15 protein-coding genes are annotated in these 16,618 nt (G+C 67.2%); 4 read left to right on the forward strand and 11 right to left on the reverse strand.

Going from position 1 to position 16,618, the window contains the following annotated elements; all coding sequences use genetic code 11:
* Positions 1 to 6 precede the first annotated feature (6 nt).
* Positions 7 to 966, reverse strand: a complete 960-nt coding sequence (gene gshB / locus NWF24_RS29300; protein WP_093076974.1) for a glutathione synthase — start codon at positions 964 to 966, stop codon at positions 7 to 9.
* Complete coding sequence (locus tag NWF24_RS29305; RefSeq protein ID WP_258351589.1) at positions 966 to 1,100, reverse strand: hypothetical protein; 135 nt, start codon at positions 1,098 to 1,100, stop codon at positions 966 to 968. Before NWF24_RS29305 ends, gshB begins: the two co-directional genes overlap by 1 nt.
* 145 nt (positions 1,101 to 1,245) lie before the next feature.
* Here NWF24_RS29305 and NWF24_RS29310 point away from each other — a divergent pair, with 145 nt between their 5' ends.
* Both NWF24_RS29310 and NWF24_RS29315 read left to right on the forward strand, forming a co-directional pair.
* A complete protein-coding gene (locus NWF24_RS29310; protein WP_093175659.1) occupies positions 1,246 to 1,677 on the forward strand; it encodes a hypothetical protein in 432 nt (143 codons plus the stop codon).
* A 10-nt stretch (positions 1,678 to 1,687) separates the two neighbouring features.
* Positions 1,688 to 2,611: a polysaccharide deacetylase family protein gene (locus tag NWF24_RS29315; protein ID WP_258351590.1), complete on the forward strand. Its 924-nt coding sequence runs from the start codon at positions 1,688 to 1,690 to the stop codon at positions 2,609 to 2,611.
* 18 nt (positions 2,612 to 2,629) lie between these two features.
* Here NWF24_RS29315 and NWF24_RS29320 read toward each other — a convergent pair whose 3' ends face one another.
* The 6 genes from NWF24_RS29320 to leuS form a co-directional block, all read right to left on the reverse strand.
* Positions 2,630 to 4,498, reverse strand: coding sequence for a potassium transporter Kup (locus NWF24_RS29320; protein WP_258351591.1), 1,869 nt, complete (start codon positions 4,496 to 4,498; stop codon positions 2,630 to 2,632).
* 179 nt (positions 4,499 to 4,677) lie between these two features.
* Complete coding sequence (gene gshA, locus NWF24_RS29325) at positions 4,678 to 6,000, reverse strand: glutamate--cysteine ligase (RefSeq protein WP_258351592.1); 1,323 nt, start codon at positions 5,998 to 6,000, stop codon at positions 4,678 to 4,680.
* A gap of 97 nt (positions 6,001 to 6,097) precedes the next feature.
* The gene (locus tag NWF24_RS29330; protein ID WP_258351593.1) at positions 6,098 to 7,390 is read right to left on the reverse strand and encodes a glutamate-5-semialdehyde dehydrogenase; all 1,293 of its coding nucleotides are present in this window, start codon (positions 7,388 to 7,390) and stop codon (positions 6,098 to 6,100) included.
* A 78-nt stretch (positions 7,391 to 7,468) separates the two neighbouring features.
* A complete protein-coding gene (gene holA / locus NWF24_RS29335) occupies positions 7,469 to 8,542 on the reverse strand; it encodes a DNA polymerase III subunit delta (RefSeq protein WP_258351594.1) in 1,074 nt (357 codons plus the stop codon).
* A gap of 28 nt (positions 8,543 to 8,570) precedes the next feature.
* Complete coding sequence (locus NWF24_RS29340) at positions 8,571 to 9,116, reverse strand: LPS-assembly lipoprotein LptE (protein WP_258351595.1); 546 nt, start codon at positions 9,114 to 9,116, stop codon at positions 8,571 to 8,573.
* Between the two features lie 11 nt (positions 9,117 to 9,127).
* A complete protein-coding gene (leuS, locus tag NWF24_RS29345) occupies positions 9,128 to 11,758 on the reverse strand; it encodes a leucine--tRNA ligase (protein ID WP_258351596.1) in 2,631 nt (876 codons plus the stop codon).
* 161 nt (positions 11,759 to 11,919) lie between these two features.
* Here leuS and NWF24_RS29350 point away from each other — a divergent pair, with 161 nt between their 5' ends.
* Positions 11,920 to 12,894 carry a Bug family tripartite tricarboxylate transporter substrate binding protein gene (locus tag NWF24_RS29350; RefSeq protein WP_258351597.1) on the forward strand — a complete coding sequence of 325 codons (975 nt, stop codon included), beginning with the start codon at positions 11,920 to 11,922 and terminating at the stop codon, positions 12,892 to 12,894.
* Positions 12,887 to 13,966, forward strand: a complete 1,080-nt coding sequence (locus NWF24_RS29355) for an NAD/NADP octopine/nopaline dehydrogenase family protein (protein ID WP_258351598.1) — start codon at positions 12,887 to 12,889, stop codon at positions 13,964 to 13,966. Before NWF24_RS29350 ends, NWF24_RS29355 begins: the two co-directional genes overlap by 8 nt.
* On the opposite strand, the gene NWF24_RS29360 is transcribed toward NWF24_RS29355, so the two are convergent.
* The 3 genes from NWF24_RS29360 to NWF24_RS29370 are packed head-to-tail and all read right to left on the reverse strand — an operon-like array spanning position 13,961 to position 16,527.
* Positions 13,961 to 14,557 (reverse strand): peroxidase-related enzyme, encoded by a 597-nt coding sequence (locus tag NWF24_RS29360; RefSeq protein ID WP_258351599.1) that lies wholly within the window; start codon positions 14,555 to 14,557, stop codon positions 13,961 to 13,963. The genes NWF24_RS29355 and NWF24_RS29360 overlap by 6 nt on opposite strands.
* Positions 14,554 to 15,066, reverse strand: coding sequence for a CMD domain-containing protein (locus tag NWF24_RS29365; RefSeq protein ID WP_258351600.1), 513 nt, complete (start codon positions 15,064 to 15,066; stop codon positions 14,554 to 14,556). Before NWF24_RS29365 ends, NWF24_RS29360 begins: the two co-directional genes overlap by 4 nt.
* A 3-nt stretch (positions 15,067 to 15,069) precedes the next feature.
* Positions 15,070 to 16,527: an NAD(P)-binding domain-containing protein gene (locus NWF24_RS29370; protein ID WP_258351601.1), complete on the reverse strand. Its 1,458-nt coding sequence runs from the start codon at positions 16,525 to 16,527 to the stop codon at positions 15,070 to 15,072.
* Between the last annotated feature and the right edge of the window lie 91 nt (positions 16,528 to 16,618).

Raw genomic sequence — 16,618 nt, forward strand, 5'->3', positions numbered from 1 at the left:
GCTGCGTCAGCGGCCCTGCTTGCGCAGGGTCTCTTCCAGCGCATCGATGAACATCGCCGGCACGTCGAAGCCGGTCTGTTCGGTGATTTCCTGAAAGCAGGTCGGGCTGGTCACGTTGATCTCGGTCACCGAGTCGCCGATCACGTCGAGCCCGATCAGCAGCAGCCCGCGCGGCGCGAGCGCACGGCCCACGGTCTCGGCGATCTCGCGGTTGCGCGCGGTCAGCGGCTGCGCCACGCCCTTGCCACCCGCCGCCAGGTTGCCGCGCACTTCGGTGCCCTGGGGAATGCGCGCCAGCACGAAGGGCGCCGGCTCGCCCGCGATGATCAGGATGCGCTTGTCGCCCTGCACGATCTCGGGCACGAAGCGCTGCACCATGATCGTCTCGGCGCCGTCCTTGTTGAGCGTCTCGACGATGGAGCCGAGGTTCAGCGCGTCTTGCCGCACGCGGAAGATGCCCATGCCGCCCATGCCGTCGAGCGGCTTCAGGATGATGTCGCCGTGCTCGGCGTGGAAGTCGCGCACGGCCTGCGAGCTGCGCGTTACCAGCGTGGGCGTGGTGAACTGCGGAAACTCCATGATCGCGAGCTTCTCGGGGTGGTCGCGCAGCGCGCGCGGCTTGTTCACCACCTGCGCGCCCTCGCGCTCGGCCTGCTCCAGCAGGTGCGTGGCGTAGATGTATTCGGCGTCGAAGGGTGGGTCCTTGCGCATCAACACGGCGTCGAAGTCCTTCAGCGCCTTGGCCTCGGTGATGTCGACGCTGTACCAATCTTTCGGGTCGCCGGTCAGCGTGATCTGTTGCACCGTGGCCGTGACCACGCCGCCCGACTTCCACTGAATGTCCTGCGGCAGGCAGGCCGCGATGCGGTGGCCGCGGCGCTGGGCCTCGCGCATCATCGAGAAGGTCGTGTCCTTGTAGATCTTGAAGTGATCGAGCGGATCGGCGACGAAGAGGATGTTTTTCATCAGGCGTTCTTTCTTGCGGTGCCGGGAGCGGCGGCTGCCACCGGGATATCGGGCGCGATGTTGCCGGAAGCGGCGATGTCCTTGCCGGCCGGGGCCTTTTCTTCATGCGTCCGGCCGGGCTTGAGGAATCGCATCGGGCGATTGTGCCGGGAGGCCGACAGCACCAGATGGTCAACAATCTGAATTCCATAATGTCAACCATCAGGCACGGGAATTGCACGAACGCAGTCGCGACACCCCGCCGTGCACCGCCATGGCCCAGCAAGATTGGAGAACCCCGTGGACGCATCCGTTTCGCAGCAAAGCAACCCCGCGCTCGACCCCGCCGCCGTGGTCGACGAGTTCCTTCGCCTGGTGATGATCCCCGACCCGCAGTCGGCCTCCCGCTTCACCGCACCCGACATCCGCATCCGCTTCACCGGCAACCGCCCGATGCAGGCGCCCGGCGACACCTCGGCCTTCAATGCGAAGCGCTATGCATGGGTCAAGAAGAAGATCGAGCGCACCGAAACGGTGGCCGGCGGCACGCCTGAAGAAACGGTGGTCTACAGCCTCGGCACGCTCTACGGCGCATGGCCCGACGGCACGGCCTTCGAAGGCAATCGCTATGTCGACCGCTACGTGGTGCGCCACGGCCTGATCGTGCAGATGGACGTGTGGAACGACAGCGCCGAATGGCTGCTGGTGCGCGCCGGCCTCGCCGTGCTGTGAGGCCATCGGCATGACGACACGCTGGCCCGACCGGCTTCCCACGCACGACCGCTTCGACTACCGGCCCATCACGCGGCGGCCCGACTACGTGTGGCCGAACGGCGCGCGACTGGCGGTGTACATCGGCTTCAACGTCGAGCACTTTGCCTTTGGCGACGGGCTGGGCGCATGCATCGGCCCGGCCTCGCCGCAGCCCGACGTGCTCAACCACGGCTGGCGCGAGTACGGCAACCGCGTCGGCGCGTGGCGCTGTCTTGAGCTGTTCGACGCGCTTGCACTGCCCACCAGCGCGCTCGTCAACACCGCGCTGTACGACCACTGCCCCGAGCTGGTCCAGGCGCTGGTGGCGCGCGGCGACGAACTGATCGGCCACGGGCACAGCAACGCCGAACGCCAGGGCGTGCTCGACGAGGTGCACGAGCGCGCGCTGCTGCAGCGCTGCCGCGAACGCATGTTGCGCGAGAGCGGGCAAGCGCCTGCCGGCTGGCTCTCGCCATGGATTTCGGAAAGCACCGTCACGCCCGACCTGCTGGCCGAGACCGGCTACAGCTACACGCTCAACTGGTGCCACGACGACCAGCCGCTGCGCATGCGCACACGCGGCGGTAGCTCGCTGTGGTCGGTGCCGTATCCGCAGGAGCTCAACGACATCCCGATGATCATCGGCCGCCTGATGGACGCGAAGGACTTCAGCGCGATGGTGATCGACAACTTCGAGGAGATGCTCGAACAGTCGCGCACGCAGCCGCTGGTGATGGGCTTGGCGCTGCATCCGTACATCGTGGGCCAGCCCTACCGGCTGCGGCACCTGCGCACCGCGCTCGCACACCTGGCGCAGGCGCGCGACCGGGGCGAGATCTGGTTCACCACGCCGGGCGCGATCGCCTCGCACGTGGAAGGGCTCGCGAAGGAACGGCCGGGGGAATTCGACTGAGGCGCCCTGCCCAGCGCCTCAAATTTCGATCTTGGAGCCCAGCTCCACCACCGCGTTGTTCGGCAGCCCAAGGAACGCAGCCGCCCCGCTCGCGTTGTGGTGCATCTGCGCGAACAGCTTCTCGCGCCACGGTGCCATGCCGCTGCCAAGCGTCGGGATCACGACGTCGCGCGACAGGAAGTAGCTGGTCGTCATCGGTTCCAGCTGGCAGCCGCGCATGCGCGCGTTTTCGAGTGCGCGCGGCAGGTCGATGTCGTTCTTGAAGCCGTAGTGCACGATGATCTGCCAGCAGTGGTGGCCGAGCGCCTCGATCTCGATGCGCTTGTCCATCGGAATCCACGGCACCTCGTGGTTGCGCACGGTGACGAACATGTTCTGCTCGTGCAGCACCTTGTTGTGCTTCAGGTTGTGCAGCAACGCATTGGGCACGGTGCCCGGTTCGGCCGTGAGGAACACCGCCGTGCCGTCGACACGCGCCGGCGGGCTCACGAACACCGAGCCGAGAAAGGACTTCAGGTCGATCGCGTCGGCATGCTGCGCCTCGCCCATCAGGCGGCGGCCTTCCTTCCACGTCATCATCAGCGTGAAGACGAAGCCGCCGATCAGCAGCGGGAACCAGCCGCCCTCGAACAGCTTGAGCAGGTTCGATGCGAAGAACAGGAAGTCGACCACGAAGAAGACTGCGGTCGACGCGATGCACAGCGCCAGCGGCAGCTTCCACGCGTAGCGGATCACGAAGAAGGTCAGCACCGTGGTGATCAGCATGTCGGTGGTCACGGCAATGCCGTAGGCCGCGGCCAGGCTGCTCGACGAGCGGAACATGACCACCGCCAGCACGATGGCCACGAACAGGCCCCAGTTGACCAGCGGAATGTAGATCTGGCCCGCGGTGCGCACGCTGGTGTGCTCGATGTTCAGGCGCGGCAGGTAGCCCAGCTGGATGACCTGGCGCGTGACGCTGAAGGCGCCCGTGATCAGGGCCTGCGACGCGATCACCGTGGCCGCCGTGGCCAGCAGCACCAGCGGAATGAGCGCCCATTCGGGCGCCATCATGAAGAACGGGTTCTTCACCGCCTCGGGGTTCTCCAGCAGCAGCGCGCCCTGGCCGAAGTAGTTGAGCGTCAGCGCCGGCATCACGACCGAGAACCACGCGATGCGGATCGGGCTCTTGCCGAAGTGGCCCAGGTCGGCGTACAGCGCCTCGGCGCCGGTCACGCACAGCACGGTGGCGCCCAGCAGGATGAAGCTGGTGCCCGGGTTGTCCCACATGAACTTCAGCGCATAGAACGGATTCAGCGCCTTCAGGATCTCGGGGTGATGCAGGATCTGCGACACGCCGAGCACGGCAATCGCCAGGAACCACACCAGCGTGACCGGCCCGAAGAACTTGCCGATGCCCGCCGTGCCGCGCTTTTGCACCACGAAGAGGCAGAACAGCACGACCAGCGTGAGCGGAATCACGTAGTGCGTGAAGTGCGGCGACACCACTTCCAGGCCCTCGACCGCAGAGAGCACCGAGATGGCCGGGGTGATGACCCCGTCGCCATAGAAGAGCGAAGTGCCGAAGATGCCGACCACCAGCAGCAGGTGGCGCAGCCTGGGCTTGTCGGCCACCGCGCGGGAGGCCAGCGCCAGCATGGCGACGAGGCCGCCCTCGCCTTCGTTGTCGGCGCGCAGCACGAGCACGACGTACTTGATGGAGACGATGACGGTGAGCGTCCAGAAGAACATCGAGAGGATGCCGTAGACGTTCTCGATGGTGAACGGCACGTGGCCGTGGCCGAACACTTCCTTGACGGCATACAGCACGCTGGTGCCGATGTCGCCATAGACGACGCCGATGGCGCCGACGATGAGGCCGGCTGAGATATTTTTGGGGGCTGACACGAAGTCGATGGGAAAAGGGCAGGCTGCTGGAATCGACGCGTCAGACACGCCGGGGTGAGGCAAGTGTGAACTTTAGTCCACCTGCGTCACCCTCCCGCCCTTTTGTTTCCGTTGCTGTGGGGCCGCTATTTTGCCGTTGCCTGTGGTCGGCGCAAGCCGCCACAAGCCGCCCCTGGCAATCATTCGTAGATTTCGGCGTCCGGATCGGTCGCTTCCATCTCGTAGCTGGCGGCCACCATGGCCAGCCGGCCGACCACGCCGTACATGTAGAAGCGGTTGGGTGCACTGGCGCCAGGCTTGGCGCCTGGCTGTGGCAAGTGCGCACTTTCAGAAAAAGCCAGCGGCACGAAGCTCGCGCCCGGCAGCTTCAGGTTCTCGTCGGCGGCGCGCTCGGCATGCACACGGTAAAAACCGCCGACCACGTAGCGATCCATCATGTAGACCACCGGCTCGGCCACGCCGTTGTGCACGCGCTCGTTGGTGAGCACGCCTTCCTGGACGATCAGCTCGGTGGGTTCGCGCAGCTCGCGGCTGGCGCCGGTCTTGGCGGCCGGGGCGCTGCTGGCGGTGCCGCGCGGCTTGCCGATCAACGCCTCGACATCCTTGGCATCGCGCACCGTCACCACGCCCGGGCTGCCGCTGCCGCTGTGGCCGCCCTTGACGACCACGAACGGCTTTTCGTTGATGCCGTATTCCTTGTACTTGCGGCGCACCTTGGTCAGCACCGCGTCCACATGGCTGGTCAGCACGTCGATGCCGCGGCCTTCGGCCACGTCCACGCCTTCGGCGCGCGCATAGATCGGGTTGATGAGCCACGGGTCGATGCCCAGCAGCTTGCCGAGGCGCTTGGACAGTTCCTCGTAGCTGTGCAGGTGGTTGCTCTTGCGTCGCACCGACCAGCCTGCATGCAGTGGCGGCAGCAGATACTGCTCGTGCAGGTCTTCGAGGATGCCGGGCGTTCCCGCAGAAAGCTCGTTGTTGAGCAGAATTGTGCAGGGATCGAAGTTCTTCAGGCCCAGGCGGCGCTTGCTGCGCACCACCGGTTCGAGCGTCACGGTCTCGCCGTTCGGCAGTTCGATCTTCTTGGGCGACTTGATGGCCGGGTCGATCGACCCGATGCGCACATTGAGCCCCGCCATATGAAAGATGCGCACAAGTTGCGCGACGTTGGCGAGATAAAAGGTATTTTTGGAGTGATTTTCCGGAATGACGAGCAGGTTGCGCGCTTCCGGACAGATCTTTTCGATGGCCGCCTGCGCGGCCTGCACCGCCAGTGGCAGCATCTCCTTCGTGAGATTGTTCCAGCCGCCCGGAAACAGATTCGTGTCGACCGGGGCCAGCTTGAAGCCGGCGTTGCGGATGTCGACGGCGCTGTAGAACGGCGGCGTGTGCTCCATCCACTCGAGCCGGAACCAGCGCTCGATGGCGGGCATCGAGTCGAGCACCCGCTGCTCCAGTTCGTTGATCGGGCCGGTCAGGGCGGTGACGAGATGCGGAACCATGCGGCGGCCTTGTTGGTTTTGTGCTTAAAGGTGGAGCGGAATTGTAGGATTTGGGGATGGCCGCCCCAATGACAAGACCGCACGCGGGCGCATCGGATCAGGTCCGGACTTCGCCCTGCCCGAGCACCACGTACTTGAGCGAGGTCAGTCCTTCGATGCCCACCGGACCGCGGGCGTGGAACTTGTCGGTGCTGATGCCGATTTCGGCGCCCAGCCCGAACTCGAAGCCATCTGCGAAGCGCGTGCTCGCATTGACCATCACGCTGGCCGAATCGACCTCGCGCAGGAAGCGCTGTGCGTGCACATGGTCGCGCGTAACGATGGCGTCGGTGTGATGGCTCGAATAGCGGTTGATGTGCGCAATGGCCTCGTCCACGCCGGCCACCACCTTGATGCTGATGACGGCGGCCAGGTATTCCTCGGACCAGTCGGACTCGACCGCATCGACCACCCGGGCCTTCGGATCGAGCGCCTCGTCGGCGCGCAGGATGGCAGCAGCAGCCGGGTCGCAGCGCATTTCCACGCCCTTGGCCGCGAAGATGGCGGCGATCTCGGGCAGGAAGTCGTCGGCCACGGAAGCCGACACCAGCAGGCCTTCGGCGGCGTTGCACGGGCTGTACTTCTGGGTCTTGGCGTTGTCGACGATGCGCAGCGCCATGTCGAACTCGGCCGTGTCGTCCACGTAGACGTGGCAGTTGCCGTCCAGGTGCTTGATGACCGGCACCTTGGCGTCACGGCTGATGCGCTCGATCAGCCCCTTGCCGCCGCGCGGAATGATCACGTCGACGAACTCGGGCATGGCGATCAGCTGGCCGACGGCCTCGCGGTCGGTGGTCTGCACCAGCTGCACCGCCTCGACAGGCAGGCCGGCTTCGGCCAGTGCTTCCGACACCAGCAGCGCCAGCGCCTTGTTCGACTCGATGGCTTCCGAGCCGCCGCGCAGGATGGCCGCGTTGCCGCTCTTGATGGCCAGGCTCGCCGCCTCGATGGTCACGTTGGGCCGGCTCTCGTAGATCATGCCGAACACGCCGATCGGCACGCGCATCTGGCCCACGCGAATGCCGCTGGGCTGCTGCTTCATGCCGATGATTTCACCGATCACGTCGGCCATGCCGGCGAGCTGCTCGCAACCCAGGGCCACGGTCTCGATGACCTTGGGCGTGAGCTTGAGGCGGTCGACCATCGGCGCCGAGAGACCGGCAGCGGTGGCGCGCTCCAGGTCTTTCTGATTGGCGACGGCCAGCACCGGGCCGGCTTCGCGCAGGCGCTGGGCCAGCGCCTTCAATGCTATGTTTTTGGTAGCTGCATCCGCACGGGCCATGAGGAATGCAGCGGCTTTGGCTTGCAGACCCAGTGTCTGCATGTGCTCGCTGACGTTGAACGCATTCATGTGTTCATTTTCCCACGCCGACCTGTGACCCGGCTTACATGGGCCTTTTGATGGCTCGAGCCATCGCGCCCAAGCGGATCAGGCGCGCCGAGGAGCGGCCGCCGCGCTGCTGCATGCGCGGCACAGCATCAGCGCCAGCCGCTGCAGGGCTTGCCAGCCGCTGGCGGGCCAGTCGGGCTGTTTCAGCCCCTTCACGATGCCGTCCACCACATGCGCCGCGCGCAGCAGCCGGGTCAGCATGCGGTCGTCCAGCCGCGGCAGCACGCGCTCGAAGGCGCGCTCGCGCGGGCCCCAGATACGGTTCTCGCGCAGCGCCATCGGCAGCGGGCGGCCCGAGGCCATGGCGTCCTTCACGCGCTTGAGCGCGCGGATGTCTTCGGCAATCGTGTAGTGCACAAGCACTTCGGCCTCGCCTTCGGCCTGCAGGCCGTCGAGCATGCGTGCCACACGCTGCGGATTGCCGGCCAGCACGGCTTCGGAGAGCTTGAACACGTCGTAGCGCGCCACGTTGTTGACCGCGCCTTCGACCTGCTCCCAGCTCAGCTCGCCGGCCGGATGCAGCAGTGCGAGCTTCTGGATTTCCTGGTGCGCAGCGAGCAGGTTTCCCTCCACGCGATCGGCAAAGAACTGCAGCGTGCGCTGGCCTTCGTCGCCGGGCATCACGCGCTGGCCCTGCTGACCCAGGCGCTGCGCGATCCATTGCGGCAGCGCGCTGCGCTCGATCGGGTCGACCTGGATGCTCGCGCCGTTGTTCTCCAGCGCCGAGAACCAGGCGCCGGTGCGCGTGGCCTTGTCCAGCCGCGGCAACATCACCAGCGTGAGCGTGCCGTCGTTGCCGGGCGCGGACTCGGCCATCTGCTGCAACGCCGCGCTGCCGTCCTTGCCGGGCTTGCCCGAAGGAATGCGGATCTCGACGATCTGCTTATCGGCGAACAGCGAGAGCGAGCCCCCGGCCGCGAGCACCGCGCTCCAGTCGAAGTGCGCGCCGGCCACGGTGTAAGAGCTGCGCTCGGTATAGCCCTGCGCGCGCGCGGCGGTGCGGATGGCGTCGGCCGCCTCCTGCGCGAGCAGCGGCTCGTCGCCGTGGATCGTGTAGAGCGGCTTCAGGCCCTTCTGCAGGTGGGCCCCGAGCTGGGCGCTGGCAAGTTGCATGGAAATGGAATGACCGGAGCGCGCGGGCTCAGAGTTCCTTGACGGCCGCCAGGCGGCGCATCAGCTGCTGCGCGATGTCCGACTGCATGTCGCGGAACAGCAGGTCGGCTTCGCCTTCCTTGGCCAGCGCGTTGGTTTCGTTGAAGCTCAGGTCGCGCGTCTGCGAGACGTCGGTGGCCGGCAGCAGGTCTTTGCCACCCGGCGTGCGCAGGCGGAAGCGCACCTTCAGCTGAAGCTGCAGCTCGCGCACCAGGCCGGCCGAATTGGTCGAGATCACGATGCGGTTGCGGTCCTCGCTCAGGATCTCCAGCACCACGTCGGCGGCCGGCGCCGGGGACGAACCACCGGCGGTGGTCGTGTCAGGCGTTACCACCGTCACCGTGCCGGTTGCCCGCAGCTCGCGCCGGATCTGGTTGATCATGGCCGAGTTGCCCGACACCTGCAGCGTCTTGAACGCGAAGACAGGCGCCTTGCGCAGCTCGAAACCGCAACCGGCCAGGCCGAGCGAAGCGCCCGCCGCCGTCAGTCCAAGAAGAAAGCCGCGGCGCGGCAGCGAGACATTGCGAGTGTTCATGCTTGAGTCGTTCAAAGGACCACGTTGACCAGACGGCCGGGAACCACGATCACGCGCTTGGGCGGCGCGCCTTCGGCGAAGTTGACGAAATCGTCGCAGGCGAGCGCGAGCTTCTCGATCTCGTCCTTCGATGCGCCGGCCGGCACGCTGAGCTTGCCGCGCAGCTTGCCGTTGACCTGCAGCATGAGTTCGATCTCGTCCTGCACCAGCGCTGCGACGTCGATCGCGGGCCAGGGCGCATCGAGCAGGCCGCCCAGGCCCTTGTCGTAGCCGAGTTCGTTCCACAGCTGCTGGGCGATGTGCGGCGTGGCTGGGTAAAGACAGCGCAGCAGGATGCCGAAGCCTTCGTTCACGGCGGCCAAGTCGCCCGGGGTGCCCTCGGATTTAAAGCCCTCGAGCGCGTTGAGCAGCTTCATCGTGCCCGACACCACCGTGTTGTATTGCATGCGCTGGTAGTCGTAGTCGATTTGGCGCAGCACGGTGTGCACCTCGCGGCGCAGCGCCTGAGCATTCTTGCCGTACGTCGGCGGCCCTCCCAGGGTCACAGGCTGTTCCGCCTGCGCGGCACCGAAGTTCCACACCCGGCGCAGGAAGCGGTAGCTGCCTTCGACGGCCGCGTCGTTCCACTCGAGCGTGGCTTCGGGCGGCGCGGTGAACATGGTGTACAGGCGCGCGGTGTCGGCGCCGTATTTCTCGATCAGGTCCTGCGGGTCGACGCCGTTGCGTTCACTCTTGCCCATCTTGCCGACGCCGCCGTACTCGACCTTCGTGCCGTCGGCGGTGGTGCCGCCGATGATGCGGCCCTGCGCGTCGAGCACCGTCGTGACTTCAGTCGGCGGGAAGTAGTCCTTGCCGCCCTTTTCATTGCGCTTGTAGAAGATGTGGTTGAGCACCATGCCCTGCGTCAGCAGCTTGCTGAAGGGCTCGTCGGCCTTCACCAGGCCAAGGTCGCGCATCACCTTGGTCCAGAAGCGCGCGTACAGCAGGTGAAGAATGGCGTGTTCGATGCCGCCGATGTACTGGTCCATCGGCATCCAGTAGTCGGCGCCGCCGGCCACCATGGCTTCGTCGTTCTTCGGATCGCAGTAGCGCATGAAGTACCACGACGAATCGACGAAGGTGTCCATCGTGTCGGTTTCGCGCCGCGCGGGCTTGCCGCAGACGGGGCAGACCACGCCAGCGTGGAAGCCTTCGTGCTTGTTCAGCGGGTTGCCCGAACCGTCCGGCACGCAGTCGGTGGGCAGCACCACGGGCAGGTCTTTTTCGGGCACCGGCACCGCGCCGTGTTCGTCGCAATGGATGATCGGGATCGGCGTGCCCCAGTAGCGCTGGCGGCTCACGCCCCAATCGCGCAGGCGCCAGGTGGTCTGCAGTTCGCCCAGGTCCTTCTGGCCCAGCGCATGCGCCACGGCGGCCACGGCCTCCTTGTACGACATGCCGCTGAAGTTGTCGGAGTTGATCGTCACGCCGCGCTGCTTGTCCGCGTACCAGTCCTGCCACTTGTGATAGTCGAAGTGCGGCTCGTCGTCGACCAGCACCACCTGGATGATCTCGATGCCGTACTTGTTGGCGAAGGCGAAATCGCGCTCGTCGTGCGCGGGCACGCCCATCACGGCGCCGTCGCCGTAGCCGATCAGCACGTAGTTGCCGACCCACACCGGCACCTGCTCCTCCGTGATCGGGTGCTTGACGGTCAGGCCCGTGGGCACGCCCTTCTTCTCTTGCGTGGCGAGTTCGGCCTCGGTGGTGCCGCCGCTCTTGCACTCCTCGATGAAGGCCGCGACCTTGGGGTCGAGCGTGGCGGCATGCGCGGCCAGCGGATGCTCGGGCGCCACGGCGCAGAAGGTCACGCCCATGATGGTGTCGGCTCGCGTGGTGAACACGTACATGCGGCCGTCCTGGATCAGCTTGCCGCTCGCGCCCTTGATGTCATGCGTGAAGGCGAAGCGCAGGCCCTCGCTCTTGCCGATCCAGTTTTCCTGCATCAGCTTGACGCGCTCGGGCCAGCCCGGCAGCTTGTGCTGGGTGTGTTCGAGCAGTTCCTCGGCGTAGTCGCTGATCTTCAGGTAGTAGCCCGGGATCTCGCGGCGCTCGACCGTGGCGCCGGTGCGCCAGCCCTTGCCGTCGATCACCTGCTCGTTGGCCAGCACGGTCTGGTCGACCGGGTCCCAGTTGACGACCTGGGTCTTGCGGTAGGCAATGCCCTTTTCGAGCATCTTCAGGAACAGCCACTGGTTCCACTTGTAGTAGCTCGGATCGCAGGTGGCGATCTCTCGGCTCCAGTCGATGGCCAGGCCCATGGCCTGGAGCTGGCCCTTCATGTAGGCGATGTTCTCGTAGGTCCACTTGGCCGGCGGCACGCCGTTCTTCAGCGCCGCGTTCTCGGCCGGCAGGCCGAAGGCGTCCCAGCCCATGGGCATCAGCACGTTGTAGCCGCTCATGCGCAGGTGGCGCGTGAGCATGTCGTTGATCGTGTAGTTGCGCACGTGGCCCATGTGCAGCTTGCCGCTGGGGTACGGCAGCATCGAGCAGGCGTAGTACTTCTTGCGGCTCGTGTCCTCGGTGACGCGGTAGGCGTCGGCGGCGCTCCATTGCGCCTGGGCAGCGGACTCGACGTCGCTGGGTTTGTAGCTGGGATTCATGGCGGTTCGGCAAGAGCCCGGCTCGGAGCGGCCGGGAACGCGGGATTATCGCGCCCGGGCGAAAGCCCTGGCCGGCAGACTCTAGACTCGGGGCACGTAACCTGCGTGTTGCGCGGGTAACGCCTGCCGTCCGACAGGTTTTTCGCACCGCCTGGAACACCATGAAACTGCGCCTGAAACACCTCGCCCTGGGCCTCGCGGCCGCCGCCGGCCTCGCCGCCACGCCTCTGTGGGCCCAGCAGAACGACAAGCCCCTGCGCATCGTCGTGCCCTTTGCCACCGGCGGCGCGCAGGACGTGATCGCGCGCTACCTGGGCGCCAAGCTCACCGACAAGCTGGGCCAGCCCGTCATCATCGACAACAAGGCCGGCGCGGGCGGCATCGTGGCAGCCGACGCGGTGGCCAAGGCAACCGACGGTGCCACGGTACTGCTGGCCACCGGCGGCGCGATCACGATCGCGCCCCACCTGCAGCCCAAGCTCCCCTACGACCCGGTGCACGAGCTGGTGCCGGTGGCCCTGGTGGCCGACACGCCGATGACGCTGTCCGTGCGCACCGAGAGCCCCTACAAGACGGTGGCCGACGTGCTGCGCGACGCCAAGGCCAGGCCGGGCCAGGTGACCTATGCCTCGACCGGCAACGGCACCGTGTCGCACCTGACCGGGGCACTGCTGGCGCAGGCGAGCGGCACGAACCTGCTGCACGTGCCCTACCGGGGCGCCGCGCCCGCCATGACGGACCTGCTGGGCGGGCAGGTGGCCGCCATCGTCACCAGCGTGGCCTCGATCGAACCCATGGTCGCCAGCGGCAAGGCGCGCGTGCTCGGCACCTTCTCTCGGGTTTCCCTTCCCAGCATGGGCTCGGCCCCGACCATCGGCGAAGCCACGGGCCTGCCGGGGATGGAAGTGCCGGTCTGGGTCGGCGTGATGGCGCCCGCGCGCATGCCCGCGGCGAGCGTCGAGAAGCTGTCGGCGGCGCTGGTCGAGGTGTGCAACCTGCCGGAGACGAAGCAGCGCTTCGCCCAGTTGGGCGCGGTGAATACCTGTGGCGGCCCGGCTGCCTTGGGCAAGGTCGTGACGGAAGACAGCCAGCGTTGGGCGAAGGTGATCAAGCAGGGCGGGATCAAGGTTGACTGAGGTTTCGGGCAAGAAGTACCACGTCGGCATCGCTGGCGCTGGGGCGATCGCGCTGGCCAGCGCGGCTTGGCTGCGACAGGCGGGCCACGGCGTCACCGTGTGGTCGCCGGGCGGCCAGGGCGCAGAAGCCTTGCGCACGCAGGCGTTGGAGGCCAGCGGCATCCAGTCGTTTTCAGTGACCGTCGAAGTCGCCGACGACGCGGCCGGGCTGTGCGCAGCCTCGGACGTGCTGCTGCTCGCCCTGCCGGTCAACGGCCACAAATGCGTGATGGATGCGCTGCTGCCCTGCCTGCGCGATGGCCAGACCGTGATCGTCAGTTCGATGGCCTCGCTGTCGTCGCTCTATCTCCATGAAGCGGCCCGCCGCGCCGGCCGGCAGATCACCGTCGCCAGCTTCGGCACGACCGTGCTGACCGCGCGCCGCGAATCGGGCACGCAGGTCAGGGTGATGACGCGGCGCAAGGCCGTCGGCGTTTCCGCCCTGCCCGCCTTCGAGACGGCCCAGGCCGTCGCGCTGTGCACCGACCTCTTCGGCGACGGCTTCTCCGCGCAGGGCAGCGCCCTCGCCAGCGCCCTGGCCAACGTCAACCCGCAGTCCCACGGCCCGCTCGCGGTCTTCAACTGGACCCGCATCGAGCGCGCCGAGAACTGGCCGCAGTACCACTGCATGACGCCCGGCGTGTCGCGCGCGATCGAGGCGCTTGACCAGGAACGCCGCGCCGTGGCCGCAGCCTTCGGCATCGAGCTCGGCCCCATCGAGGCGCACTTCGCGCGCTCCTTCGGCACCACGTCGGAAAAGCTCGAAGACATTGCCGCCGAGCTGCACGCCAAGCGCGGCGGCCCGCCCGGTCCCACGCAAACCGACACCCGCTACGTGACCGAAGACATGCCCTACGGCCTGGCCTTCGTCGAGGCGCTGGGCGCCATCGCCGGCGTGCCGACGCCCGCGACGCACACCATCGTGGATGCGGCCTCGCTGGTCAACGGCGTCGACTTCCGCCGCGAAAACGACCTGCTCGAACCGCTGGGCCTGGCGAACGAAACTGTCGCCGGGCTGCTCGCGCGCCTATGACGCTGCGGCCTCGGGGAACACCGGCTCCCCGAGGTTGAGCATCAGCCGGTTGGCCCAGGCGAAGATGGCAACCGAGTGGATCAGGTCGAGGATTTCCAGCTCGGTCAGCCCGACCTCCTTCAACCCGCGCACGTCGTCGGCCGAAATCTTGTCGGGTTCCACGCCGAGACGAATCGAAAACTCGACGATGGCCTTCTCGCGCGCCGTAGTGCCCGCGCCCATCGGCTCCTCGAACACCTGAGAGATCACGTCGTTGCGCTTGGCCAGTTGCTCGAAGCGCTGGGCATGCACCGAGGCACAGTACACGCAGCCGTTGACGCGCGACTCCACCGTGGCGCCCAGCTCGCGCTCGGCGCGCGGCATGCCACCCGGCGCGAACATGATCGCGTTGAAGGCAATCGAGCGCTGCAGCAGTATCTCGGGCTGATGCGCCAGCACCAGAAAGTACGGCGAGGTGCGCGCCTGCGGGCTCATCTCGTCCAACGCCGCCAGTTGCGCCGGCGTGGCGGTGTCGACGTTCACCGTGTCGAGCCACGGCTTCCACTTCAGCACTTCGTTGGTAAAACCCTTGATGCGGATCGGGGCCGTCATGCCGCCACCTCCACCGCTGCCAGCGCCTTAAGGCCCGCGGCAACGCGGATCTGGTACGACAGGAAAGCGATCAGCTGGCTCATTGCCACGATGGCAGGCGTCGACAGGCCGCTGTCGGCCAGCGACTGCACGGCCGCCCTGTCGCCCTCGATGGGGCGTTCGATCAGCTTGCCGGTGAAGGCCAGCACGGCCTGCAGGCGCGCATCGGCCACGGGCTTGCCGGCATCCACCGCCGCAATCACGGCGCCGTCTGCGCCTTCGGCCACCAGCCGGTCGCGGTAGTGCGCGGCCAGGCTGTCCGCCTTCGACACGCAGCAGGCATGCAGCGCCACCAGCAGCCGCTCGCTCACTGACAGGCCTTCGACGGCCGGGGAAAACATCGCGTCGTAGCTGCCCTGCGTCGCGGCGACGACCTTGTCGCGCTGGCGGCGCAGCGCCCAGGCGGGGTGGTCCGGTGCCAGCGGGACGGCGGCATCGATCACATCGAAAGTGAGAGTGCTGGTTGTCATGGTTCAGTTTCTTTCCTGAGGCGGCAGCGCGGGCGTCCATTCGTCGCCGAAGAGTTCCGGCTCGGCGTAGGCCTCGAGGTTGGCGTAGTGGTGGTCGAAGTCTTCGCGGTAGAACAGGCTGGCGATGCCGCTGGCCAGCCGCTTGGCGCCATCGCTGATGGCCGGGATGTCGCCCGACACCGTGCCGTGCGACAGCGCCGCCGGGTAGCAGAAGCAGTGGATGCGCCCGAGCCCCGGGCATTCGCCCGGCACGCGCTCCTGGAATTCGAAGACCGGCCCGAGGTCGGGCGAGTCGGCCAGTTCCTGGTCTTCGTCGCCGGGGGCGGGCACGAAGCGGTCTTTCCAGGTGCGCACCTGGGCGGCGATGCCGTCGAACTCGGGGCGGTTGGGCCAGTCGACCTGGAAGCCGGTCGAGACGATGAGGAAGTCGAATTCGAAGTCGCCCTTCGGCGTCGACACGCGCATCGAATCGCCCTTCGGCTCGATGGCCAGGATCGGGCAGCCGAAGTTGAAGAAGGCATTGGCGTGCCCCGACACCCGCAGCGTGCTGCCGTGCGGCGGCGGCACATTCGCCACGTTGATGTAGTGGCGGATGCGCCATTTGAGCTCGTCGGGCAGGTCGTAGTGGCCCTGTGTGAGCCCCGGCACGCCCGCGCCCTTGCCCTTGTTGACTCGCGGCAGATCGGGCCGGCGGATCAGCAGTTCGACACTGCGCGCGCCGGCCTCCAGTGCGGTGCCCGCGCTGTCCATGGCCGAGGAGCCCGCGCCGACCACGCCCACGCGCAGGCCCTTGAGCTGGCCGTAATCCATTTCGTCGGAGGAATGCGCCCATTTCGAGCGCGGCAGCGCGTTGACGAAAGCGGGAATGGCCGGCCCGCCGAGGCCGTCGCGCCCGGTGGCGAGCACGATGCGGCGCGCCAGCACGCTGCGTTCGCCTTGCGGCGTGCGCAGGTCCAGGCGCACGCCGGTCGCGTCAGGCAGGGGGTGGATGCCAGTCACGGCCGTGTCGTTGCGCACGTCCACGCCCATCACGCGGCGGTACCAGACCAGGTAGTCCATCCACTGCAGGCGCGGGATCTTGTCCATCGCCGTCCAGGCCTCCAGCCCGAACTGGGCCTCGAACCACGCCCGGAAGGTGAGCGACGGCAGGCCCAGCGCGGGACCGGTGAGCTCCTTGGGCGAACGCAGCGTCTCCATGCGCGCCGTGGTCGCCCAGGGGCCTTCGCTGCCCGCGGGCGAGCGGTCGAACACCACCGCGCGGATGCCCAATTGCGCCAGCGCGACCGAGGCAGCCAAGCCGGCCTGCCCGCCGCCGATGACGACCACGTCGAGCATCGGTTCACCGTCAGCCTGCCGCGCGGGCATCCAGTTGCGCCCGGGCCAGCCGAGGTATTCGAGGTCCTGGGCGAGCCGCGCTTCGAGCGCGGCGAGGGAAGAAGAGGCGGAATCTGATGTCGTCATTTTGAAAAGCGGGAGCGGCGTCCAGTGTAGAAAGCTTCACGGGTCTTCGCGCCATGCACCGCCGCCCCGCACCTGCGTATCACTGGCCCGA

The sequence above is a fragment of the Variovorax paradoxus genome, assembly GCF_024734665.1.
GTDB lineage: Bacteria > Pseudomonadota > Gammaproteobacteria > Burkholderiales > Burkholderiaceae_C > Variovorax.